We start from the raw sequence: 25527 nt of genomic DNA, 5'->3' as shown, positions 1-25527 counted from the left end.
GTGAAACTTCTATCAGTTAAGTCTTACCCTCTACTGATATTTAGTCGAGTCAGCTACACTTATCCCTCACTTATAGAGTCTGATCGTTTAGGATAAAAGCTTCGATTTCTATGTTTCGTTACAAAAAAGGCTTATAAAAGCACTTTATTTTTAATACTTATTTTACCTGTACTTTCGATCGTAACGAAAAGCCTAAATCAATTATACCTAAGATTGTCATAAGAGGAAACAAAACTGGCACAAACAACCCTATAACAAAGGCTAAGATTGGAACAACTTTAGTATATCCTTTTGCATTTGTAAAAAAAGCAAGGAATGAAAACCCTTGAAACAACAGTAAAAAAGTAAAAATTGTTGATAAATTTAAGAACACCATTTCTACATATGACCCTGTTTCTATTTTGGAAAAAGAAGCAAGCAAAATAATCACGACATACAACCAAACAATACTCTTAGGAATTTGTATATCACGAAATTTTGGCCAAGATACCGCCGTGTACTTTAATCGTTTTAAAACACGATTAGCAATTAAAATAGTAATCCAAGAAGAGAATAGCGAAGCCATAGCAAGTACGGTTGGTAAAAGCATTCCAATTGTATTAACCGCTTTTTTCAATTCAGCTAGCTGCCCTTCATTTACAGATGCACCCGCCATCTTCATAAAATTCTCACTTTGTTCCATTGATTGTTTGAACATATCTTGCATCTGTTTCACAATATCTATATTAAAAAACTGCACGCTAACAATATATAGCGATACAAAACTCACAAGATATACAAGTGTCCCTACCAACAAAATTTCAATAACACTTTTTTTCTTTTTATACATGTGTCCTAATATAATTCCTGTTATTCCGAACATAAGTGTATTCGCAATACTAAGAGGCGAACTCACAATAAGTGTTACAAGAATTGCCGCCCCTAACAACATACAAGCACTACTTAACTGGTATCTGATTGAAAAAATAAGAAATGGTAACGGCAGTGCAAATATAAATATAGCACCTAAAACAGGCATATACAGAGAAGCCAAAAGCAAGACAGCATATAAAGCAAGTAATACCGCTCCTTCTGTAATGAGTCGTGTGGGTTTCATTCTTCACACCCTCTTTCTATAAAGTGAAACTTCTATCATGGTTAACAAAAAGAAAAGAATAGCAAAATGCACAGTAGAGTCATACTCTACTGTGCATTTCATGCGTTATTATTCACCAACATATGGTAAAAGTGCCATTTGACGAGCACGTTTAATTGCAACTGTTAATTTGCGTTGGTATTTTGCGCTAGTACCTGTTACACGACGTGGTAAAATTTTACCACGCTCAGAAACAAAGCGTTTTAGTAAATCAACATCTTTATAGTCGATGCGAGAGATGCCATTAGATGTAAAGAAACACACCTTACGACGTTTCGCACGTCCACCTTTGCGTCCTCCTGCCATGTTCATTTCCCTCCATTCCGTTTTAAAATATTCGGTCTATACCATTAGAATGGTAAGTCATCGTCTGAAATATCAATCGGTTGACCTACATTTGCAAATGGATCGTCATTTCTAGTAAATCCAGCATTATTGCCGTTGTTACCAGATTGACCAAATGGATTTTGAGAGCCTTGATTTCCGAATCCTGCTCCCGATGGTTGCGGATTAAATGAACCACGTTGCTCACCAGCGCTACTGCGCGGCTCTAAAAATTGTACGTTCTCTGCAACCACTTCTGTTACATATACACGTTTTCCATCTTGTCCCTCGTAATTACGAGTTTGAAGACGACCATCTACGCCTGCTAAACTACCTTTTTTCAAGAAGTTCGCTACGTTTTCTGCTTGTTTTCGCCATATAACACAGTTAATAAAGTCAGCCTCACGCTCACCTTGCTGGTTTGTATATGTGCGATTTACAGCTAATGAAAAAGTAGCTACTGCAACACCGTTTGGCGTGTAACGTAAATCAGGGTCTTTAGTTAAACGACCAACGAGTAAAACGCGATTCATCAATCGAACCACTCTCCCTATATATCTTAATGATTATTCTTCTTCTTTAATAACGATGTGACGAATGATATCTTCGTTGATCTTAGCTAAACGATCGAATTCTTTAACCGCTTCTGGGTTAGAATTTACGTTTAAGATCATGTAGAAACCGTCACGTAAGTCGTTGATTTCGTAAGCTAAACGACGCTTACCCCACTCTTTTGTGTTAATGATTTCTGCACCATTTTCAGTTAAAACGCCTGCAAAACGCTCAACTAAAGCTTTTTGAGCTTCTTCTTCCATGTTTGGACGAATGATGTACATGATTTCGTACTTTTTCATTACACTTTCACCTCCTTTTGGTCTAAACGGCCCACATTGGGCAAGGAGCAATTAATTTATAGTAATTACTCACGAGTTTAGATTATATCATAGTAAGTTAGAGGAATCAACTCACGAAAACATAAAAAACTTGGCAAATCCAGTGAATTTGCCAAGTTAGATACTTTATTTTTCCTAGGAAATAAAAGATTATACATTAAAGCGGAAGTGTACAACATCTCCGTCTTTCATAATGTATTCTTTTCCTTCTAAGCGTACTTTTCCAGCTTCTTTAGCAGCTGTCATCGAACCATTTTCCATTAAATCGTCATAAGATACTGTTTCTGCACGAATAAATCCACGTTCAAAATCTGTATGAATGATTCCAGCGCATTGCGGTGCTTTCATTCCTGTTTTAAATGTCCAAGCACGAACTTCTTGTACTCCAGCTGTAAAATAAGTAGCCAATCCTAATAAATCATATGCTGCGCGAATTAGTTGATCAAGACCAGATTCTTCAATACCCAGCTCTTCAAGGAAGACTTTTTTCTCTTCCTCGTCTAACTCAGAAATTTCTGATTCAATTTTTGCACAAACAACAATTACTTGTGAATTTTCTTTTGCAGCAAACTCTTTTACAATTTGTACATATTCATTTCCAGACGGATCGATTACATCGTCTTCAGAAACGTTTGCTACATATAGCATTTCTTTTATTGTTAATAAATGAAGACCTTTTACTACTTTCATTTGCTCTTCAGTAAATTCAACTGTACGAGCCGGATTTCCTTCTTCAAATGCTTCTTTTAAGCGAACTAAAATTTCATGTTCAAATACAGCATCTTTATCTTTTTGTTTCGCTAATTTTGTAACGCGTTCAAGACGCTTATCAACAGATTCTAAATCCGCTAAAATAAGCTCTAAATTAATTGTTTCAATATCTGCAATTGGATCTACTTTTCCTGCTACATGCGTAATATTCTCATCTTCAAAACAACGAACTACTTGGCAAATTGCATCTACTTGACGAATATGAGATAAGAATTTATTTCCTAATCCTTCCCCTTTACTCGCACCTTTTACAATACCTGCGATATCTGTAAATTCAAAGACAGTTGGCACAGTTTTCTTCGGTTCTACAAGCTCAGTTAATTTATTTAAACGATGATCTGGAACTTCTACGATTCCAACGTTTGGATCTATTGTACAGAATGGGTAGTTCGCAGATTCTGCACCTGCTTGTGTAATTGCATTAAATAGTGTTGACTTACCTACGTTCGGCAATCCAACGATACCAGCCGTTAATCCCATATAATTCACTCCTATGACTCAATCTTCCATCATTATAGTTAGTAACGAATAAAATGACAAGCTTCATCCAAATTTATCAAGTGAAACGAATAATCTTTTACAGACAATTTCTCTCCTTCTATCTTCTGCGGATTCTTTACAAATTTGAAGCGAGAATCTTACTGCCCATTAATCGCTAAATAAAAAACAGCAGCAACAATGCCGCTGTTTCCTATTTCATCTATTCTTCATGCTTTACAAGTACTTTCTTCACCTTACGATCAAATTCTCTTCGAGGAATTAATACTGAATGGTCACACCCCTCGCACTTAATACGGATGTCCATTCCCATACGGATAATCTTCCAGCGATTTTCGCCACATGGATGAGCTTTCTTCATTTCCACTACGTCATGCAAGTTATATTGTTTTTGCTCCATTCCCTAAGCTCCTCTCACTGCTAATTTACTTTTTCATTCATCAGCTCTTCACGATTGTATAGAACCATACGCGGATATGGAATTTCAATCCCATGTAAATCTAGGCGATTTTTAATTTCTTTACGAAGTGCTCTCGCTACCGCAAAATGTTCCATCGGTTCTACTTCAGCTGTAACCCTCAAAACAACCTCTGATGCTGCTAAACTCTGTACACCTAATAATTGCGGACGAGTAACCATTTGCTCATACCTTGTTGGTAATTCATCTAACAATTTTTCAAGAACTTGTTCTGCATGTTCAATATCACTTTCATATGAAATAGATACATCTACAAAGGCAACGCTATTACTAACAGAGAAATTTGTTACTTCCTTAATACTTCCATTTGGAATAATGTGAATTTCTCCTGTCCATTTCTTCATTTTTGTTGTACGTAAACCAATTTCTTGAATAACTCCTTCAAATTGACCTAGGCGGACATAGTCCCCTACTGAAAATTGATCCTCTAATAAAATAAAGAATCCAGTGATAACGTCTTTGACTAAGTTTTGCGCACCGAAACCAACCGCCAAACCAACAACCCCTGCACCGGCTAATAATCCTTTTGTATCAATTCCAAATACCCCTAAAATCGCAATTATTACAATGAAAAAGATGACATATGTTAAAATGTTTTCTAATAATTTCGCTACTGTCATCGTTCGTCTTTCGGAAATTTGAATTGGCGATTTGGCCTTCATTTTGAAAGCATTACGAATAATCACTCTACCAACTCGAATAACTACACTCGAAATAAGCCAAATAAGTATGAGTTTCAGTAAACCAAGACCAATTTTCTCCCATAATCCTATATCTAATAACCAATTCATAAAGTCTGTATATAAGTCGTGAAGTCCTTTCATCGCGACCTACCTTTCTATCTCATATTCATTATTCATTGTAACAGAATTTCTCCTTATTTTACGAAAAAAGTTCTTTCATACACTTTTATTTTCGCACTCCATAAGGTATAAAATAACACATTTTTTTATATACTAGTACTAGTATTCTCCAGACTACATGATACGCTTCATCCTTTTTTATACTTTATAAATCTCTAAATACAAGAGTATCCTTCTCTTCTGCCCATATCACATCTTTTGAAACGATCTTATCCTATAAGAAAGCGACATCTGCACAATAGGAATACTAGAAATACTTTCTAATTATTACCTAACATAAAATGATGTTTCTCCTAAATTAAAAGTAAAATAGTCATTACCTCAAGAGAAATATGTAATATGCAAAAATCAGGTTTATATGAAATACACTAAATTCTATTAAAAAGGATGGATGCTTCGTGAATATCGGAAGTTTTCGTTTACCTTTTTTTGAAAAAGATTCGCAGCAAGTTATGTATCATGATGTGAATTGCAATCAAACCATTAGTAGTTTTCTACTTTCTCATCTCCCAATCGAACAAGATTCTCCACTTATTATACTTTGTATCGGAACAGATCGCTCAACTGGTGATGCATTAGGACCCCTTGTTGGTTCAAAACTACAAGATCACAACATTCAAAATTTCCATTTATACGGAACATTAGAATCACCCGTCCATGCTTTAAATTTGGAAGAAACAATTACAGAAATACACAAATCATTTATAAATCCCTTTATTATTGCAATTGATGCCTGTCTAGGAAAATCACAAAACATTGGTTCAATTACAGTTGGAAAAGGGCCTAGTAAGCCTGGAGCAGCTATGAATAAAAACCTTCCCGCAATTGGTGATATGCATATTCATGGTATTGTAAATTTAAATGGTTTTATGGAATTTTTTGTACTACAAAATACAAGACTAAATCTTGTTATGAAAATGGCTACTGGCATTGCCGAAAGTATTATTGAAATCGATAAAAAAATTGCTGTAATGAAAAAAATAAACCATCTATAATCGAAGATGGTTTATTTTTTATCATTCTCCCGATAAAATCTCTAAAATGCGTTGCAAATCATCTTTATTGAAAAATTGAATTTCAATTTTTCCTTTTTCTTGTTTCGTTTCTTTAATTTTCACCGATGTTCCAAATCGTTCTCGTAACACCGTTTCTTGTTCCTCAAAAAAGATATTTCTTTGTGGTTTTTGTTTCTTTGTTTCACGTGAAACATATTCATTCATCTGCTGAATAATTTGTTCCAACTGACGGACATTTAATCCTTCTTCTTTAATTCGTTGTAATAAACTATTGATTTTTGTTTTATCTTTTAATGCAAGTAGTGTTCGTCCATGTCCCATAGAAATGCTTCCATTTACAATCATTTCTTGTACGAAAAGTGGGAGAGAAAGTAAACGAATGTGATTTGCAATATGTGGTCTGCTTTTTCCAAGCCGCTTTGCTAACTGTTCTTGCGTTACCTTAAGCTCTTCCATGAGCATTTGATAAGCTAATGCTTCTTCAATAGGCGTTAAATCTTCACGTTGCAAATTCTCTAGTAGCGCAAACTCCATCATTTGTTGATCATTTAACTCTCGAACAACAGCAGGAACTGTTTTAAGCTTTGCTTCTTTTGCAGCACGAAATCTCCGTTCTCCTGCAACGATTTCATATCCTTTAATACTTTTCCGAACAATAAGAGGTTGTAAAATCCCATGTTCTTTAATTGATAACGCTAACTCTTGAATTGCTTCACTATGAAAATATTTACGCGGCTGATATGGGTTAGGACGTAATTGATTTACTTGCAATTCTTGAATTGTTTCTCCCTCTTTCACATCTAAATCTGGAAAAAACGCATTAATTCCTCTTCCTAGTCCTTTAGCCACCTGCAATCACTTCCTTCGCTAAATCTAAATACACTTCTGCCCCCCTTGACTTAGCATCATACATCATAATTGGCTTTCCATGACTCGGTGCTTCACTTAAACGTACATTACGCGGAATAATGGATCTATATACTTTATCTCGGAAGTATTTCTTCACTTCATCAATTACTTGTAACCCTAAATTTGTACGAGCGTCTAGCATTGTTAGTAAAACACCTTGAATTGCTAAATTTTTATTTAAATGCTTTTGTACAAGGCGAACTGTATTTAATAATTGACTTAACCCCTCTAGGGCATAATACTCACATTGAACAGGAATAATAACAGAATCTGCAGCAGTTAATGCATTAATGGTTAATAAACCTAAAGATGGGGGACAATCAATAATAATATAATCATATTCATCACGAATCGGCTTCAGTGCACGCTGCAGGCGAACTTCCCGGGAAATTGTCGGTACAAGTTCTATCTCGGCTCCTGCTAGTTGAATGGTAGCAGGGAGTACATCTAAATTCTCAGTTGTTGTTCGTTGTATAACAACACGAACGTCCATGTCTTCTACAAGCACATTATAAATACATTCATTTAAATCTGATTTTTCAATTCCGACTCCTGTCGTTGCATTCCCTTGTGCATCAATATCAACAAGAAGTACTTTTTTTCCTACTTGTGCCAATCCAGCTCCTAAATTTACCGATGTTGTTGTCTTTCCAACCCCACCTTTTTGATTAGCAATGGCAATGATTTTCCCCATGATGTCACCTACTTTCAACCTTTATATCTTATTCTACAAATGATTATTTTCATTTTAACATGAAACAATCACGCTTCTTTTGTTTCTGTATATTAAACTTCAAAATTTATTTACAAACTCCTTCTTAATTTTAAAAGAAAATATAGTACTTATAAAGTGAAACTTCCATCGGCGGGATGCTTTATTCCCCGTTGATGGTTAGTTGAACCAATCGGGCTCTTACGGGCAGTTATCTTTCACCTTGCTTCTTTGTTTTCCTTGAAATCTTAAAGGTGAGAGATATTACTGCCCATTAGTAGCGGGATAAAGTGAAACTTCCATCAGTAAGACCTTACTATATAAATCCATTTTGATTTTTCAACATATAGATTGCTGCTATACAGAAAAAAGGATCTTTCACTCGCTTTGTCCCTTTGTTTGAACTTCATATGTGGTAGGAAAAAGCCCTGATCGCTTCTATGCATGGCCAGATGCTCTCGCTCATCTAAAAAGAGAGGGGGTTTTGTCATTTTTCAATTTGAATTTATATAGTTTTTAATGCGTGACAAAACAAAAAGACCTCTTTCAATGATTGAGGTCTTTCTGTTTTCTTACTTCTTTTTTGGAATTTTAATTGTAATTTGATAGTATTCATCAAATTCTTCTTCTTCTGAATTCACATTTAAGCCACTATTCGCAACCATTTGTAAAGATTGACGAATGGTATTCATTGCAATACGCATATCACGGCTTACCGCTTTTTGTTTTGCTTTTCGTTTCGGTTTCGTTTCTTCTAACAATTTAGCAATTCTATCTTCTGCTTGTTTCACATTCAATTGCTTTTCAACAATTTCCTGTAAAACCTTTAATTGAATCTCTTCATTTTTAAGTGGAATAAGAGCACGAGCATGACGTTCTGTAATACTCTTCTCTAATAGCGCTTGTTTAATCTCTTCAGGTAACTTTAATAGTCTTAACTTGTTCGCAATTGTAGATTGCCCTTTACCTAGTCGCTGCGCTAATGCTTCTTGCGTTAAATTATGTAATTCAATTAACTTCTGATAAGCAACAGCTTCTTCAATTGCTGTAAGTTCTTCTCGTTGCAAGTTTTCAATTAAAGCAACAGAAGCGGTCTCAGTATCGTTCAAATTTTTTATAATAGCCGGAACAGTTTCCCAACCTAATTTTGTAGCAGCTCGAAAACGTCTTTCACCAGCGATAATCTCATATTTATCCCCTTCATACTTTCGAACAACAATTGGTTGAATTAATCCATGTGTATGAATTGTAAGAGCAAGCTCTTCAATACGAGCATCATCAAAAATTGTCCGTGGCTGATAGCGATTTGGAATGATATTTGCTAACGCAATTTGTTTAATTTCTTCACGGCTTTCTTCTTGTAACGCTAATTCAGCCTCTTTGTCTCCAAAGCCAAATAAACGAGAAAATGTGTTTTTCATACATATTCCACCACCTTGAATCCTATTGAATACTCTATACAAAAATGTTCCATGTGAAACATTTACGTTTTTATCCCGCTATTCGTGGGCAGTAATATCCCCATCTCAAAGTTTTTCCATACACAAAGAAGAAAGGTGGAGATAAGCTGTCCGCAAAAGCCCAATTTGTTGAACTAGCGATTAGTGAGAAGTGCAGCCTCCCTACTAATCAAAGTTTCACTTTATTTTTTTCGCTCTAACGGGCAGTAAGCCCACGCCTCAATATTGTAAGAAATCTAAAAAGATAGGTGGTGGATAACTGCCTGTAAAAGCCCGATTCGTTCAACTAATCATCAGTGCTGATAAATTAGCTTACTGATATATAACTTAATCTTACGTCTAATAAGATTTATTTTTCAATAGGTAATTTATTCGGTGTTCCTGGCTTACGAGGATATTTCTTTGGCGTTTTTCTCTTTTTCTCAATCAATAAAATGTTACGTTCACTTTCCTCGAATGGTAATTTAAACGTAGACATACTCTTCAATTCACCACCAAGCAATTGCAGAGCATACTTACCATTTTCAATTTCTTCGTTTGCAGCTGCACCTTTCATTGCAATAAATGTTCCCCCTACTTTCACAAGCGGTAAACACAATTCACTTAAGACAGAAAGGCGCGCAACGGCGCGTGCCATTACAATATCAAAAGATTCACGTACTCCTTCTTTTTGTCCAAATGTTTCAGCACGATCATGACAAAATGCTACGTCTTGTAATTCTAATTTTGTTGCTAAATGATTTAAAAACGTAATGCGCTTTTGCAAGGAGTCGACAATTGTAATTTTTAAATTTGGAAAACATATTTTTAATGGAATACTAGGAAATCCCGCTCCTGCACCCACATCACAAATAGAAAATGGCTTTGAAAAGTCATGATGGAAAGCAGCTGTAATAGAATCAAAAAAGTGTTTTAAATACACTTCTTCTTTCTCCGTAATTGCTGTTAAGTTCATTTTTTCATTCCATTCAACTAATGTCTCAAAATAGATTTCGAATTGTTCTAACTGCCTAGTAGAAAGAGTAATCCCTCTTTCTACTAGCATAGATTGAAATTGTTCTATATTCATCTCGCTATATCTCCTAACTATTTATTGGTTCGATACTCGTGCAATTTTTCCTTGTTCTATATACACAAGTAAAATGGAAATATCAGCTGGATTTACCCCAGAAATACGAGATGCTTGCCCCATAGATAGCGGACGGACATCTTTTAATTTTTGACGTGCTTCAGAAGCTATTCCAGAAATTGCATCGTAATCAATATCAACCGGAATCTTTTTGCTTTCCATACGCTTCATACGTTCTACTTGTTGTAAAGATTTTTCAATATATCCTTCATATTTAAGCTGAATCTCAACTTGCTCTGCTACTTCAGCACTAACTTCTACTTCACTTGGAGCAAGAAGATGAATATGCTCATATGTCATTTCTGGACGACGTAATAAATCGCTCGCACGTATACCATCCTTTAGCTCGCTTCCACCAGCTCCGCGAATGAGCTCTTGTACTTCAGGACGCGGCTTAATAATAATACTTACTAAACGTTCTTTTTCTTTTTCAATTTTCTCTTTCTTTGTTGTAAAACGTTCATAACGTTCTTCTGGAATTAAACCAATTTCATGGCCAATCTCTGTTAAACGCAGGTCTGCGTTGTCATGGCGTAATAATAATCGGTATTCTGCACGGGATGTTAATAGACGATATGGTTCATTTGTACCTTTTGTAACTAAATCGTCGATTAAAACACCAATGTATGCATCTGAACGATTTAAAATCACTTCTTTTTTACCTAATGAACGGCACGCAGCATTAATACCCGCCATTAAACCTTGCCCTGCCGCTTCTTCATAACCAGATGTTCCATTAATTTGGCCTGCTGTATATAAATTTTGTATTTTCTTTGTTTCAAGTGTTGGCCACAGCTGCGTTGGTACAATTGCGTCATATTCAATTGCATATCCTGTACGCATCATCTCTACGTTCTCTAGGCCAGGAATAGTCTTTAACATCTCACGTTGTACATCTTCTGGTAAACTTGTCGATAAGCCTTGTACGTATACTTCCTGTGTATTACGACCTTCTGGTTCTAAGAAAATTTGATGACGTGGCTTATCATGGAAACGAACAACCTTATCTTCAATGGAAGGACAATATCGTGGGCCTGTTCCTTTAATCATGCCAGAATACATAGCGGAACGATGTAAGTTTCCATCAATTAAACGATGCGTTTCTTCACTTGTATACGTTAACCAGCATGGAATTTGATCCATGATAAACTTTGTTGTTTCAAAAGAGAACGCACGTGGTGTATCATCACCTGGTTGAATTTCTGTTTTACTATAATCAATTGTACTACTATCTACACGCGGAGGCGTACCTGTTTTAAAACGAACTAGCTCAAATCCAAGATCTTCTAGATGCTCCGATAATTTCACAGATGGTTGTTGATTATTGGGACCGCTTGAATATTTTAAATCCCCAACGATAATTTCACCGCGTAAAAACGTACCTGTTGTAATAACAACTGTTTTCGCTGTATATTCTGCTCCAGTTTGTGTAACAACACCTTTACATACACCATCTTCTACAACTAAGCGTTCAACCATCGCTTGACATAATGTTAAATTCGGCGTTTCTTCGATTGTTTTTTTCAATTCATGCTGATACGCAAATTTATCTGCTTGGGCACGAAGTGCACGTACCGCTGGACCTTTTCCTGTATTTAGCATACGCATTTGAATATGTGTTTTATCAATATTTTTTCCCATCTCGCCGCCAAGCGCATCAATTTCACGAACAACAATTCCCTTTGCAGGTCCACCAACTGAAGGGTTACACGGCATAAACGCAACCATATCTAAGTTAATTGTTAACATTAATGTTTTTGCTCCCATACGAGCTGCTGCCAAACCGGCTTCACATCCTGCATGGCCCGCACCGATTACAATAACATCATAAGAACCAGCGTTGTATCCCATTTTCTATTCCTCCTTACAATTACTTTCCTAAACAAAATTGAGAGAATAACTGATCAATTAAACTTTCGTGTACAGTGTCTCCCGTAATTTCACCGAGTATTTCCCACGTTCTTGTTAAATCAATCTGCACCATGTCAATCGGCACGCCGCTATGAATAGCCGCGATTGCATCACCAATCGTCTTTTCTGCTTGTGTTAATAAACCAATGTGACGAGCATTCGATACATATGTCATATCAGCTGCTTCAATTGTTCCTTCAAAGAAGAGATCAGCAATTGCCTGTTCTAGCTCATCTACACCTTTCTCTTCCAGTAAAGCTGTTGCAATAACACGAGCTGAACCAGCTAATTTTGTAACATACTCCATATCAATTCGCTGCGGTAAATCTGTTTTATTTACAATGACGATAAAGTCTTTCCCTTGCACCGCTCGGAATAACTCTTCATCTTCACTTGTTAACGCTTCGCTATAATTGACAACAAGAAGAACTAGATCTGCTTTAGTCATCATCTCTTTTGAACGCTCGACACCAATTTGTTCTACAATATCCTCTGTCTCACGAATACCAGCTGTATCAATAAGTTTAAGAGGTACACCGCGCACGTTCACATATTCTTCAATAACATCTCGGGTTGTTCCTGCTATATCTGTTACAATTGCTTTCTTTTCTTGTACAAGGCTATTTAATAGCGATGACTTTCCAACATTCGGTCTTCCGATAATAGCCGTTGCAATTCCTTCACGCAAAATTTTCCCTTGCTTTGAAGTTTGTAACAACTTTTCAATTTCTGATTTAACATAGGTTGCCTTCTCAATTAAAACACCATGAGTCATTTCTTCTACGTCATCGTATTCCGGATAATCAATGTTCACTTCTACATGAGCTAACGTTTCTAAAATTTCTTGTCGCAAACGACCAATTAATTTTGATAATCGACCTTCCATTTGATTAATCGCAACATTCATTGCACGATCTGTTTTAGCGCGAATTAAATCCATAACCGCTTCTGCTTGCGATAAGTCAATACGCCCATTTAAAAAAGCACGCTTTGTAAATTCTCCAGGCTCTGCTAAACGAACACCTTGTGATAAAATAAGCTGTAATACTTTATTTACAGAAACAAGGCCACCATGACAATTTATCTCAACAATATCTTCACGCGTAAATGTCTTTGGTGCCCGCATAATTGAAACCATAACTTCTTCAATAACTTTATTTGTATCTAAATCCACAATATGCCCATACTGAATCGTATGAGATGGAACTGTTGTTAAATCTTTCCCTTTAAAAATACGGTTTACCTTCTCTACCGCATCATCTCCACTTACTCGAACAATGGCAATTGCACCTTCCCCAAGAGCTGTAGAAATCGCAGCAATTGTATCAAATTCCATGTTCTTTCACCTCACTTGCTTATTTCTCTATATTTCAACACGTTTTTTCTTTCACTAAATTATTAGGATACCATAACAAAACTGCGTAAAAAAGAATAATAACTTATTTTATTATGTCCTCACCTAAATCGCACTAAACTTATCCACTGTGCATAAGTTTAGTGCGATTTATTTATCCACAGCTCATTCTCTGCCTTTATATTTTATCCAGTAAAAAACCGGCACTCAAACGAGTTACCGGTTTATCCCGCTCTAAAAGGCAGTAAAACTCCTACTTCAATCTTCTAAGAAATGTAAAGCAGATAGGTTACCTATAAGAGACTGGTTTGTTCAACTAGCCAGCCCTCTAGAATCAATTCCTCAGGATGGAAGTTTCATTTTATTTCGGAGATACAACAACATGTCGATGTGGTTCTTTACCTTCAGACGTCGTAATCACATATGGATGATTCGAAAGTGCTTGATGTATAATTTTTCTTTCAAAAGAAGGCATCGGTTCTAACACAACCCTTTTTTTCGTATTGCTAACTTGCTTTGCTAACCGAAGCGCAAGCGATTCTAACGTATTTTTTCGTTTATCACGATAATTTTCAGCATCGATTGTTACACCGATATATTGTTTCGTGCTACGATTCGCAACAAGTTTTGTTACATATTGTAAAGAATTTAATATATTCCCTCTTTTTCCAATCATTACACCAACATCACTACCAGAAAGTGTAAAGTGGATATCACGCCCTTTTACATCTACTCCAACAGTTACATCAACATCCATTTCTTTTATGATACTTTTCAAATAAAGTTCTGCTTCTTCTACAGGATCTTTTTTTACAATGACCTCTACAATAGCAGACCGTCCTCCAATAAAACCAAGAAAAGCTTTTTTCCCTTCATCAATGACATGTATCTCAACTTTATCTCTTGATACTTGCAATTGTTCTAATGCGAATTGCACTGCCAGTTCGACTGTTTGTCCTTTAGCAGTAATCATACTCACTTACTTGATCCTCCTGCCTTACTAGCCTTAAGATCCGGCCCTTTGATCAAATATGTTTGAGCGATACCAAAGATGTTACCTACTACCCAGTAAAGAGATAATGCAGCTGGGAAGTTAATTGCGAAAACTAAAATCATAATAGGCATAAGCCAAAGCATCATTGCCATTTGTGGATTTTGTCCAGCAGTACCAGCCATTGCAAGCTTTTGTTGAATAAACGTTGTAATCGCTGCAACAATTGGAAGAATATAATATGGATCAGCATGACCTAAATCAAACCATAAAAAACTATGTTGTTTAATTTCTGATGTTCTGATAATTGCATGATAAAATGCAAATAAAATTGGCATTTGAATAAATATTGGTAAACAACCTGCTAATGGATTGATACCATGTTTTTGATACAATTGCATCATTTCTTGTTGTAATTTTTGTTGAGTTGCTTGGTCTTTAGAGCTATATTTTTCTTTTAATTTTGCCATTTCAGGTTGTAACACTTGCATTGCTTTCGTACTCTTCGTTTGCTTAATCATTAATGGTAATAAAGCAAAACGAATGATAAGAGTCGTAACAACAATCGCTAAACCATAGTTATTGCCAAATAATTTTGCAAAATACGTGATTAACTGAGAAAGTGGATATACGAAATATTCATTCCAAATTCCCGTACTTTGCGATGTAATCGGCTGATTTGTTTGATTACAGCCAGCAGCAATTGCCATAACAGCAATAAGCATGACTAGTAAACCTATCTTTTTTTTCACAGCCTGCTCCTCCTTATTTCGGTATGTATATAGTGTAATTCATTTTCCTCTTTTTTCGTCACTTTTTGCTCGTTTAACTCCTGAGCGCTGCAGAGCATGAATTAAGCTTTTCTTTAATTGTTCATAGTTCATATCTGAACAAGGCTTCCTTGCTATTATAACAAAATCTTTTCCAGAATCTATCTCATCTTTTAATTCTGTAAAGGCTTGACGGATCATACGTTTAATGCGATTACGCACGACTGCATTCCCTAATTTCTTACTAACGGAAAGACCAATTCGAAAATACGGTTGATCAGGCTTCTCTAACTGATATATGACAAATTGACGATTGGCATTTGATTTTTCATTTTGAAAAACAGCTTGAAATTCCTCATTCTTCTTTACACGATTCTTTTTCTTCATATCAATTGAACACTCCTGTATTTCGCCAGTGGAAAATTCATAATTACTAGAAAAAAGACCACTGAACGATCAGTGGCCTACGCAGATAATACTTTTCTACCTTTACGACGACGAGCTGCTAGAACTTTACGTCCGTTCGCTGTGCTCATACGGCTACGGAAACCATGTACTTTGCTGCGCTTACGTTTATTTGGTTGATAAGTTCTTTTCATTATATGACACCTCCCTGAGGAATAACTGTTAAAGACAGTCCTATAAATTATAGTTAATTTGTTAGGAGAATGTCAATGCTTCTAAAAATTTTAATCAAATATTCATTTTCTCCCTATTCACAATGTTGTTCACAGCAGAATCTATTTGTTGTGGATAATTTTTTTCGCCACTTTTTTCTATCCACAAATATTTTTTTCTTTTTTACACAGTATATCGTATTGTGGACAAGTTTATTCCACAAGGTATTGATTTTGTGGATAACTTTCCGAAATACATTGCTAACGCTATCTTTTTTTGATATTATAGTTGTGTTTTCACCTTGGACAAGTTTTTTCTAATTGTTATTTATCCACAATTTGTGTATAACTTGTGGACATGTATAATCACATGTGTATAAAAAGTTTTCCACAGTATGTTTTTTTGTCGAAAACTCTATTTCGTATTTCAAGCACTTTTTTTCTTTTAAAAAGTGTTACGTATAAATATACAGCACTTTCCGTTTACGTTATACAAATATTAAACATCCTATTTACTCATCATCTTTTGTAAAGGAGGGACACCTTTGGAAAATATTTCGGATTTATGGAATAGCACCTTAAAAGAATTAGAAAAAAAAGTGAGTAAGCCTAGTTATGAAACATGGCTTAAGTCTACAAAAGCGTATTCTTTAAAAAAGGACGTATTAACAATTACTGCGCCAAATGAATTTGCACGTGATTGGTTGGAATCCCATTATTCTGATCTTATTTCAGAAACAATTATTCATTTAATGGGAGCAGAACTTACAATTCGCTTTATCATTCCACAAAGTCAAACAGAAGAGGAATTTGACTATCCTCCTGTTCAAAAGAATAAAACAATGCATGATGAACCTAATCATTTCCCACAAAGTATGCTTAATCCTAAATATATATTTGATACTTTTGTAATAGGTTCTGGCAATCGTTTTGCCCATGCTGCTTCTTTAGCTGTAGCGGAAGCACCCGCTAAAGCATACAATCCCTTATTTATTTACGGGGGAGTCGGACTCGGAAAGACACATTTAATGCATGCGATCGGTCATTATGTCATCGAACATAATCCAAACGCAAAAGTCGTTTATCTATCATCTGAAAAATTTACAAATGAGTTTATTAATTCTATTCGTGATAATAAAGCAGTCGATTTTCGCAATAAATATCGAAACGTCGATGTTCTGCTTATAGATGATATTCAATTTCTTGCTGGAAAAGAACAGACGCAAGAAGAGTTCTTCCATACGTTTAATGCATTGCACGAAGAAAGTAAACAAATTGTAATTTCAAGTGATCGTCCACCAAAAGAAATTCCAACACTAGAAGATCGCTTACGCTCACGTTTTGAATGGGGACTCATTACAGATATTACTCCTCCAGATTTAGAAACAAGGATTGCGATTTTACGTAAGAAAGCAAAAGCTGAGGGGCTTGATATCCCGAATGAAGTTATGCTTTATATCGCCAATCAAATCGACTCTAACATTCGTGAATTAGAAGGCGCCCTAATTCGTGTTGTAGCGTATTCTTCTTTAATTAATAAGGATATTAATGCAGATTTAGCTGCTGAGGCACTAAAACATATTATTCCAAATTCAAAACCAAAAATTATTTCAATTTATGACATTCAGAAGGCTGTAGGGGATGTTTTCCAAGTAAAATTAGAAGACTTTAAAGCAAAAAAGCGCACAAAATCTGTCGCTTTCCCTCGTCAAATTGCAATGTATCTGTCTCGTGAATTAACTGATTCCTCTTTACCAAAAATCGGTGAAGAATTTGGAGGACGTGATCATACTACAGTCATTCATGCCCATGAAAAAATTTCAAAACTGTTAAAAACAGATACACAATTACAAAGACAACTCGAAGAAATTCACGATATTTTAAAGTAATAATTAAATAATGTGAACAACGTGAATAACTTTTCTTGTTTTACACACAGTCTATCCACATGTAGATAGACTGTTTTTCCGTCTTTCCAATGAGTTATCCACATATCCACAAGCACTATTACTATTACTACTAATTTTTTATTATTATTAAATAAACTTAATTTTATACTTACCGGAGGTTTTCGATATGCATTTTTTAATTCAAAAAGACTACCTTGTCAGAAGTGTACAAGATGTAATGAAAGCTGTTTCCTCTCGTACAACAATTCCAATTCTTACAGGGATTAAAATTGTAGCAAATGAAGAAGGTGTTACATTAACAGGTAGTGACGCAGATATATCCATTGAATCTTTTATCCCAGTTGAAGAAGATGGAAAAGAAATTGTAGAAATAAAACAACATGGAAGTATTATTTTACAAGCAAAATATTTCAGTGAAATTGTAAAAAAATTACCGAAAGATACAGTTGAAATTTCTGTAGAAAGTCATTTTATGACAAAAATAAAATCTGGAAAATCTGAGTTTAATCTAAATGGTTTAGATTCAGCTGAATATCCATTATTACCACAGATTGAAGAGCATCATGTATTTCAAATCCCAACAGATCTTTTAAAACATATGATTCGTCAAACTGTATTTGCTGTATCTACATCAGAAACACGCCCGATCTTGACAGGTGTAAACTGGAAAATATATAACAGCGAGTTGACTTGTATTGCAACAGATAGTCATCGCTTAGCACTTCGTAAAGCGAAAATCGCAGGACAAACTATTGCAAATGAATTCCAAGCTAATGTTGTTATTCCAGGAAAAAGTTTAAATGAGTTAAGTAAAATTCTTGATGAGTCAGAAGAGATGGTAGATATTGTTATAACGGAGTATCAAGTTTTATTCCGTACAAAGCATTTATTATTTTTCTCTAGACTATTAGAAGGTAGCTATCCTGATACTACAAGATTAATTCCGCCTGATAGTAAAACAGATATTTTCGTAAATACAAAAGAATTTTTGCAAGCAATTGATCGAGCATCATTATTAGCGAGAGATGGACGTAATAATGTTGTAAAATTATCAACTTTAGAAAATCAAATGTTGGAAATTTCATCGAATTCTCCAGAAATCGGAAAAGTAGTAGAAGAAGTTCAATGTGAGCAATTTGCTGGGGAAGAGTTAAAAATTTCGTTTAGTGCAAAATATATGATGGATGCATTAAAAGCGTTGGATAGTACAGAGATCAAAGTTAGTTTTACTGGTGCGATGAGACCATTTTTAATTCGTACTGTGAACGATGAATCCATCATTCAATTAATTTTACCAGTACGTACGTACTAAAATTATGATAAGGGTTACTAGTGCAAATCTACTGGTAACCCTTTTGATTTCTCGCTATTACTTTCCTAATGCTTGTTTATTTAGTACAATGAAAGAATGAACACTTTTAGAAAGTGAGCGATTTATGATGAAACGTATTGAAATTTCGACAGAATATATTACATTAGGACAATTTTTAAAACTGGCTGACGTGATTGATACAGGCGGAGCGGTAAAGTGGTTTTTACAAGAGTACGAAGTGTATGTAAATAAAGAGCTTGAAAATCGACGAGGCCGAAAATTATATACAAATGACATTATTGAAATTCCGGAGATCGGAACATTTCAAGTTCAAGGATAAAGGGGGATCCCTTTGTATATTACAGAATTACATTTACAAAACTATCGCAATTACGAGAAGTTAGATCTCTCCTTCGAAGATAAAGTAAACGTAATTATTGGTGAAAATGCGCAAGGAAAAACCAATTTGATGGAAGCGATCTACGTATTAGCGATGGCGAAATCTCATCGAACTTCTAATGATCGTGAACTTATCCGATGGGATGAGGATTATGGTAAAATAAAAGGGAAACTACAAAAAAGAAACAACTCTTTGTCTTTAGAGCTAAACATTTCCAAGAAAGGAAAAAAGGCAAAGTTAAATCAACTTGAGCAACAAAAATTAAGTCAATATATTGGTGTGATGAATGTTGTTATGTTTGCACCAGAAGATTTAAACCTTGTCAAAGGAAGTCCTCAAGTACGAAGACGGTTTTTAGACATGGAGCTTGGACAAATAGCTCCTGTGTATTTGTATGAATTAAGTCAATATCAAAAAGTCCTTACTCAGCGTAATCATTTGCTTAAAAAAATGCAAGGAAGCAGTAAGAGTGATGAAGCTATGCTAGATGTGTTTACACTTCAACTCGTTGAACATGGTGTAAAAGTGTTAAAAAAACGTTTTGAATTTTTGCGTCTATTGCAAGAATGGGCAGCTCCAATTCATCGAGGCATTAGCAGAGGACTTGAAGAATTAGAAATAGTTTATAAACCAAGCATAGATGTATCAGAATCCATGGATTTGTCGAAAATAGAAGAAGTATACTATGAAAGTTTCCAATCTGTGAAACAACGTGAAATCTTCCGTGGTACAACCTTAATTGGGCCTCATCGTGACGATTTGCAATTCTTCGTTAATGGGAAAAATGTTCAAGTTTTTGGTTCGCAAGGACAACAACGAACGACCGCGCTTTCCCTGAAGTTAGCTGAGATCGAATTGATTTATTCAGAAGTTAACGAATATCCAATCCTTTTATTAGATGATGTGTTATCGGAACTAGATGATTACAGGCAATCACATCTGCTTAATACGATTCAAGGAAAAGTGCAAACGTTTGTAACAACGACAAGTGTTGATGGAATTGAGCATGATACATTAAAGCAAGCAAAAACAATTCATGTAACGAACGGCACAGTGGATTGTGGAGAAGAAGATAAATAACTTCTGTCTAAATGGAAAAGTAGGTGATCTTTGTGTCAATGGAACAAAAGCAAATGCAAGAGAATGCATATGATGAAAGTCAAATACAGGTGTTGGAAGGACTAGAAGCAGTTCGAAAACGTCCAGGGATGTACATTGGTTCGACGAGTGGAAAAGGTCTTCATCACCTTGTATGGGAAATTGTTGATAATAGTATTGACGAGGCATTAGCAGGATATTGTGATGAGATTAATCTAGTTATTGAAGGAGATAATAGTATTACAGTAACAGATAATGGTCGTGGTATTCCAGTTGGTACGCACGAGAAAATGGGGCGCCCCGCTGTAGAAGTTATTATGACTGTTCTTCATGCAGGCGGTAAATTCGGCGGAGGCGGTTATAAAGTTTCTGGCGGTTTACATGGTGTAGGTGCTTCTGTCGTGAATGCATTATCAACGGAGTTAGAGGTATTTGTTCATCGTGATGGGCAAATCCATTATCAAAAGTATGAACGTGGTATTCCAGTTGCAGACTTAAAGGTGATTGGGGATACAGATCACACAGGAACAGTGACGCGTTTCAAACCAGATGCAGAAATTTTTACTGAAACTACGGAATATGAATTTGATACATTAGCAACTCGTTTACGAGAACTAGCGTTTTTAAATCGTAATATTAAACTAACAATTGAAGATAAACGTGAACATAAACAAAAGAAAGAATTCCATTATGAAGGCGGAATTAAGTCTTATGTTGAGCATTTAAATCGCTCTAAAGAACCAATACATGAAGAACCAGTATATGTAGAAGGTTCAAAAGATGGAATTCAAGTTGAGGTTGCTCTTCAATATAACGAAGGATATACAACGAACATTTATTCATTTACAAATAATATTCATACGTATGAAGGTGGTACGCATGAAGTAGGATTTAAAACAGCATTAACACGTGTAATTAATGATTATGGTCGAAAAAATAATATTTTAAAAGATGCTGATAGTAATTTAACTGGTGAAGATGTTCGTGAAGGTTTAACAGCCATTGTATCCATTAAACACCCAGATCCACAATTTGAAGGACAAACGAAAACGAAACTTGGAAATAGCGAAGCAAGAACAATTACGGAATCAGTTTTCTCTGAAGCACTTGAAAAGTTTTTACTTGAAAATCCAAATGTCGCTCGGAAAATTGTAGATAAGGGAACGATGGCAGCACGCGCGCGTGTAGCAGCGAAAAAGGCTCGTGAATTAACACGTAGAAAAAGTGCGCTAGAAGTATCAAGCCTACCGGGAAAACTTGCAGATTGCTCTTCTAAAGATCCTTCTATTAGTGAAATTTATATCGTAGAGGGTGATTCAGCGGGTGGTTCAGCAAAGCAAGGGCGCGATCGTCATTTCCAAGCGATTTTACCGCTTAAAGGGAAAATTATTAACGTTGAAAAAGCTCGTTTAGATAAAATTTTATCAAACGATGAAGTACGTACAATTATTACTGCGCTTGGTACGGGTATTAGCGGAGACTTTGATATTGAAAAGGCACGTTATCATAAAGTTATTATTATGACTGATGCTGACGTCGACGGTGCTCATATTCGCACCCTATTATTAACGTTCTTCTATCGTTATATGCGTCAAATTCTTGAGCACGGTTATGTATATATTGCACAGCCACCATTATATAAAGTGCAACAAGGTAAGCGAGTTGAGTATGCTTACAATGATAGAGAACTTGAAACGATATTAGCGGAGCTTCCGAAACAGCCAAAGCCAGGTATTCAGCGCTATAAAGGTCTTGGAGAAATGAATCCAACGCAGCTATGGGAAACAACAATGGATCCAGAAGTACGTTCACTTCTTCAAGTTTCGCTTCAAGATGCAATTGAAGCAGATGAAACATTTGAAATTTTAATGGGTGATAAAGTTGAACCACGTCGTAACTTTATCCAAGAAAATGCAAAATATGTGAAAAACCTTGATATTTAATGACTGATGACAGGAATCGGAGTATTCCTGTCTTCTACGTATAAATGAACATGATATATCGATCGGAAATGTAATGAGGAGGTGCTGGTTGATGTCAGACAACCAACAACAAGGCCGAATTCGAGAAATTAATATTAGCCAGGAAATGCGTACCTCGTTTTTAGATTATGCGATGAGCGTTATCGTATCTCGTGCACTGCCAGATGTTCGAGATGGGCTAAAACCTGTACATCGTAGGGTTTTATATGCAATGAATGATTTAGGGATTACTGCCGATAAAGCGTATAAGAAATCAGCGCGTATTGTTGGTGAAGTAATTGGTAAGTATCATCCACACGGTGATTCAGCGGTATATGAAACAATGGTGCGAATGGCCCAAGACTTTAGTCAACGTTATATGCTAGTAAACGGGCATGGTAATTTCGGTTCTGTCGATGGTGATTCGGCAGCTGCGATGCGTTATACAGAGGCAAAAATGTCCAAGATTTCTATGGAATTATTGCGTGATATCACCAAAAATACAATTGATTATCAAGATAACTATGATGGTTCAGAAAGAGAACCAATTGTATTACCTGCACGCTTTCCTAATTTATTAGTAAATGGTGCAACTGGTATTGCCGTTGGGATGGCAACGAATATTCCGCCGCATCAGCTTGGTGAAGTAATTGATGGGGTATTAGCGTTAAGTCACAATCCGGAGATTACAATCGCAGAATTAATGGAGTATATTCCCGGCCCAGATTTCCCAACAGCTGGTCAAATTCTTGGACGGAGTGGAATTCGAAGAGCGTATGAAACAGGGCGTGGTACAGTAATTCTTCGTGCAAGAGTAGAGATCGAAGAGAAGGCAAATGGGAAACAATCTATTATTGTAACTGAACTACCATATCAAGTGAATAAAGCAAGGTTGATTGAAAAGATTGCGGAGCTTGTTCGAGACAAAAAGATTGATGGTATTACAGATTTACGTGATGAATCAGATCGAAATGGTATGCGTATCGTCATGGAATTACGACGAGATGTAAATGCAAATGTGTTATTGAATAACTTATATAAACATACAGCACTTCAGACAAGCTTTGGTATTAATATGCTATCGCTCGTAAATGGGGAACCAAAAGTATTAAATTTAAAAGAATGTCTATATCATTACTTGGAGCATCAAAAGGTTGTTATCCGTAGACGTACTGCATATGAATTAGAGAAAGCAGAAGCTCGTGCTCATATTTTAGAAGGTTTACGCATCGCGTTAGATCATCTTGATGAAGTAATTACTCTAATTCGTAATTCGAAGACAGCAGACATTGCAAAGCAAGGATTAATGGAACGTTTTGGTTTAAGTGAAAAGCAAGCACAAGCAATTTTAGATATGCGTTTGCAACGTTTAACAGGGTTAGAGCGTGAAAAAATCGAACAAGAATATCAAGAACTACTTGCATTGATTGCGGAGTTAAAAGCAATTCTCGCAGATGAAGAGAAAGTTCTTGAAATTATTCGTGAAGAATTAACAGAAGTTAAAGATCGCTTCAATGATACACGAAGATCAGAAATTACAATTGGCGGTATGGAAGCAATCGAGGATGAAGATTTAATTCCAGAGCAAAACATTGTAATCACACTTACTCATAATGGATATGTGAAACGATTACCAGCTTCGACGTACAAAACGCAAAATCGTGGTGGACGTGGAGTTCAAGGTATGGGGACAAACGATGATGATTTTGTAGAACATTTGTTAACAACATCTACACATGATCACATTTTATTCTTTACAAACAAAGGGAAAGTATACCGTACAAAAGGGTATGAAATTCCTGAGTATAGTCGGACAGCAAAAGGCATACCGATTATTAACTTATTAGAAGTAGATAAAGATGAATGGGTAAATGCGATTATCCCAATCCGAGAATTTAATGATAACCAATTTTTATTCTTTACAACAAAATACGGTATTGCAAAAAGAACGCCGCTTTCCTCATTTGCTAATATTCGTAACAATGGTTTAATTGCTATTTCTCTTCGTGAAGAAGATGAATTAATTTCTGTCCGTTTAACAACGGGTGAAAAAGATATGATTGTTGGGACGAGCAATGGGATGTTAATTCGTTTCCATGAACAAGATGTTCGGTCAATGGGACGTAATGCAGCGGGTGTTAAAGCTATTACACTCGGCGATGAAGATCAAGTTGTGGGTATGGAAATTGTAGAAGAAAGTATGGATGTTTTAATTGTTACGAAAAATGGTTATGGTAAACGTACTCCAGTTGAGGAATATCGTTTACAAAGTCGCGGTGGTAAAGGGCTTAAAACATGTAATATTACAGATAAAAATGGTAAGTTAATTGCTGTTAAGTCTGTGCACGGCGAAGAAGATATTATGCTTATTACAGCAGCGGGTGTGTTAATTCGTATGCCAGTTGATCAAATTTCTCAAATGGGACGTAATACACAAGGTGTTCGTTTAATTCGTTTAGAGGGCGATCAGGAAGTCGCGACAGTGGCAAAAGCACAAAAAGAAGATGAAGAAGAGAATCAAGGAAATGAAGAAGAATAAGGGAGAACCTCTCCCTTATTTTTTTTGAAAATAGGACTTGCTTATAAATTAGAAAATGTATATAATAAGCGGAGTCAGCAATTTTAGTTAATGAAAAGTTAAAAGAAATTGTTGACGGAAACAGAATGTCATGTTATATTATAAAGGTCGCTAAAACGCGGCATTGAACTTTGAAAACTAAACGAAACAAACAACGTGAAACGTCAATTTTTATTTATGATGCTAGACAAACTTTATTGGAGAGTTTGATCCTGGCTCAGGATGAACGCTGGCGGCGTGCCTAATACATGCAAGTCGAGCGAACCGATTAAGAGCTTGCTCTTAAGAAGTTAGCGGCGGACGGGTGAGTAACACGTAGGTAACCTGCCTATAAGACTGGGATAACTCCGGGAAACCGGGGCTAATACCGGATAACATTTTGCACCGCATGGTGCAAAATTGAAAGGCGGCTTCGGCTGTCACTTATAGATGGACCT

General features: G+C 35.8%; 24 protein-coding genes and 1 rRNA gene. 8 read left to right on the top strand and 17 right to left on the bottom strand.

What is annotated here, in order from left to right; translation table 11 throughout:
* Positions 1-157: 157 nt before the first annotated feature.
* From BM350_RS20115 to BM350_RS20085, 7 genes are all read right to left on the bottom strand, one after another.
* Positions 158-1096: a YybS family protein gene (locus BM350_RS20115; protein ID WP_090916288.1), complete on the bottom strand. Its 939-nt coding sequence runs from the start codon at positions 1094-1096 to the stop codon at positions 158-160.
* A 108-nt stretch (positions 1097-1204) separates the two neighbouring features.
* Positions 1205-1441: a 30S ribosomal protein S18 gene (rpsR, locus tag BM350_RS20110; protein WP_090916290.1), complete on the bottom strand. Its 237-nt coding sequence runs from the start codon at positions 1439-1441 to the stop codon at positions 1205-1207.
* Positions 1442-1485: 44 nt separating this feature from the next.
* The gene (gene ssb, locus BM350_RS20105; RefSeq protein WP_035433797.1) at positions 1486-1995 is read right to left on the bottom strand and encodes a single-stranded DNA-binding protein; all 510 of its coding nucleotides are present in this window, start codon (positions 1993-1995) and stop codon (positions 1486-1488) included.
* Positions 1996-2025: 30 nt separating this feature from the next.
* Positions 2026-2313 (bottom strand): 30S ribosomal protein S6, encoded by a 288-nt coding sequence (gene rpsF, locus BM350_RS20100; protein ID WP_090916292.1) that lies wholly within the window; start codon positions 2311-2313, stop codon positions 2026-2028.
* A gap of 189 nt (positions 2314-2502) precedes the next feature.
* The gene (gene ychF / locus BM350_RS20095; RefSeq protein WP_090916294.1) at positions 2503-3603 is read right to left on the bottom strand and encodes a redox-regulated ATPase YchF; all 1101 of its coding nucleotides are present in this window, start codon (positions 3601-3603) and stop codon (positions 2503-2505) included.
* Between the two features lie 220 nt (positions 3604-3823).
* Positions 3824-4021: a DUF951 domain-containing protein gene (locus tag BM350_RS20090; protein WP_090916295.1), complete on the bottom strand. Its 198-nt coding sequence runs from the start codon at positions 4019-4021 to the stop codon at positions 3824-3826.
* Positions 4022-4041: 20 nt separating this feature from the next.
* Entirely contained in the window at positions 4042-4890 is an 849-nt protein-coding gene (locus BM350_RS20085) for a mechanosensitive ion channel family protein (RefSeq protein ID WP_139207677.1), read from the bottom strand.
* Between the two features lie 470 nt (positions 4891-5360).
* On the opposite strand from BM350_RS20085, the gene yyaC reads away from it, so the two are divergent.
* The gene (yyaC, locus tag BM350_RS20080) at positions 5361-5957 is read left to right on the top strand and encodes a spore protease YyaC (protein ID WP_090916299.1); all 597 of its coding nucleotides are present in this window, start codon (positions 5361-5363) and stop codon (positions 5955-5957) included.
* 21 nt (positions 5958-5978) lie between these two features.
* On the opposite strand, the gene BM350_RS20075 is transcribed toward yyaC, so the two are convergent.
* The 10 genes from BM350_RS20075 to rpmH form a co-directional block, all read right to left on the bottom strand.
* A complete protein-coding gene (locus BM350_RS20075; RefSeq protein WP_170857746.1) occupies positions 5979-6827 on the bottom strand; it encodes a ParB/RepB/Spo0J family partition protein in 849 nt (282 codons plus the stop codon).
* Positions 6820-7581, bottom strand: coding sequence for a sporulation initiation inhibitor protein Soj (gene soj, locus BM350_RS20070; RefSeq protein WP_090916303.1), 762 nt, complete (start codon positions 7579-7581; stop codon positions 6820-6822). The genes BM350_RS20075 and soj overlap by 8 nt, the downstream gene beginning before the upstream one ends.
* A 590-nt stretch (positions 7582-8171) precedes the next feature.
* The gene (noc, locus tag BM350_RS20065) at positions 8172-9020 is read right to left on the bottom strand and encodes a nucleoid occlusion protein (RefSeq protein WP_090916305.1); all 849 of its coding nucleotides are present in this window, start codon (positions 9018-9020) and stop codon (positions 8172-8174) included.
* A gap of 388 nt (positions 9021-9408) precedes the next feature.
* Positions 9409-10128 carry a 16S rRNA (guanine(527)-N(7))-methyltransferase RsmG gene (gene rsmG, locus BM350_RS20060; RefSeq protein WP_090916307.1) on the bottom strand — a complete coding sequence of 240 codons (720 nt, stop codon included), beginning with the start codon at positions 10126-10128 and terminating at the stop codon, positions 9409-9411.
* 21 nt (positions 10129-10149) lie between these two features.
* Positions 10150-12039: a tRNA uridine-5-carboxymethylaminomethyl(34) synthesis enzyme MnmG gene (gene mnmG / locus BM350_RS20055; protein WP_090916309.1), complete on the bottom strand. Its 1890-nt coding sequence runs from the start codon at positions 12037-12039 to the stop codon at positions 10150-10152.
* 19 nt (positions 12040-12058) lie between these two features.
* Complete coding sequence (mnmE, locus tag BM350_RS20050; RefSeq protein ID WP_090916311.1) at positions 12059-13435, bottom strand: tRNA uridine-5-carboxymethylaminomethyl(34) synthesis GTPase MnmE; 1377 nt, start codon at positions 13433-13435, stop codon at positions 12059-12061.
* Between the two features lie 379 nt (positions 13436-13814).
* The gene (jag, locus tag BM350_RS20045) at positions 13815-14432 is read right to left on the bottom strand and encodes an RNA-binding cell elongation regulator Jag/EloR (RefSeq protein ID WP_090916312.1); all 618 of its coding nucleotides are present in this window, start codon (positions 14430-14432) and stop codon (positions 13815-13817) included.
* The gene (gene spoIIIJ / locus BM350_RS20040; RefSeq protein ID WP_090916314.1) at positions 14429-15196 is read right to left on the bottom strand and encodes a YidC family membrane integrase SpoIIIJ; all 768 of its coding nucleotides are present in this window, start codon (positions 15194-15196) and stop codon (positions 14429-14431) included. Before spoIIIJ ends, jag begins: the two co-directional genes overlap by 4 nt.
* Positions 15197-15235: 39 nt before the next feature.
* Complete coding sequence (gene rnpA, locus BM350_RS20035; protein ID WP_090916316.1) at positions 15236-15601, bottom strand: ribonuclease P protein component; 366 nt, start codon at positions 15599-15601, stop codon at positions 15236-15238.
* A gap of 77 nt (positions 15602-15678) precedes the next feature.
* On the bottom strand, positions 15679-15813 hold the full coding sequence (rpmH, locus tag BM350_RS20030; protein ID WP_000831901.1) for a 50S ribosomal protein L34: 135 nt from the start codon (positions 15811-15813) through the stop codon (positions 15679-15681).
* Positions 15814-16376: 563 nt separating this feature from the next.
* Here rpmH and dnaA point away from each other — a divergent pair.
* From dnaA to BM350_RS19995, 7 genes are all read left to right on the top strand, one after another.
* Positions 16377-17720 (top strand): chromosomal replication initiator protein DnaA, encoded by a 1344-nt coding sequence (gene dnaA / locus BM350_RS20025; protein ID WP_090916318.1) that lies wholly within the window; start codon positions 16377-16379, stop codon positions 17718-17720.
* 187 nt (positions 17721-17907) lie between these two features.
* On the top strand, positions 17908-19053 hold the full coding sequence (gene dnaN, locus BM350_RS20020) for a DNA polymerase III subunit beta (protein ID WP_090916320.1): 1146 nt from the start codon (positions 17908-17910) through the stop codon (positions 19051-19053).
* 127 nt (positions 19054-19180) lie between these two features.
* On the top strand, positions 19181-19393 hold the full coding sequence (gene yaaA / locus BM350_RS20015) for a S4 domain-containing protein YaaA (RefSeq protein WP_090916334.1): 213 nt from the start codon (positions 19181-19183) through the stop codon (positions 19391-19393).
* 12 nt (positions 19394-19405) lie between these two features.
* Positions 19406-20533: a DNA replication/repair protein RecF gene (gene recF / locus BM350_RS20010; RefSeq protein WP_090916322.1), complete on the top strand. Its 1128-nt coding sequence runs from the start codon at positions 19406-19408 to the stop codon at positions 20531-20533.
* Between the two features lie 38 nt (positions 20534-20571).
* Positions 20572-22494, top strand: coding sequence for a DNA topoisomerase (ATP-hydrolyzing) subunit B (gyrB, locus tag BM350_RS20005; protein WP_090916324.1), 1923 nt, complete (start codon positions 20572-20574; stop codon positions 22492-22494).
* 91 nt (positions 22495-22585) lie between these two features.
* Complete coding sequence (gyrA, locus tag BM350_RS20000) at positions 22586-25051, top strand: DNA gyrase subunit A (RefSeq protein WP_090916326.1); 2466 nt, start codon at positions 22586-22588, stop codon at positions 25049-25051.
* Between the two features lie 233 nt (positions 25052-25284).
* A 16S ribosomal RNA gene (locus BM350_RS19995) occupies positions 25285-25527 on the top strand; the annotation flags it as partial.

The sequence above is a fragment of the Bacillus sp. 103mf genome (assembly GCF_900116295.1).
In the GTDB taxonomy this organism is placed as follows: Bacteria; Bacillota; Bacilli; order Bacillales; family Bacillaceae_G; genus Bacillus_A; species Bacillus_A bruguierae.
This window is presented reverse-complemented; position numbering and strand designations above follow the sequence as displayed.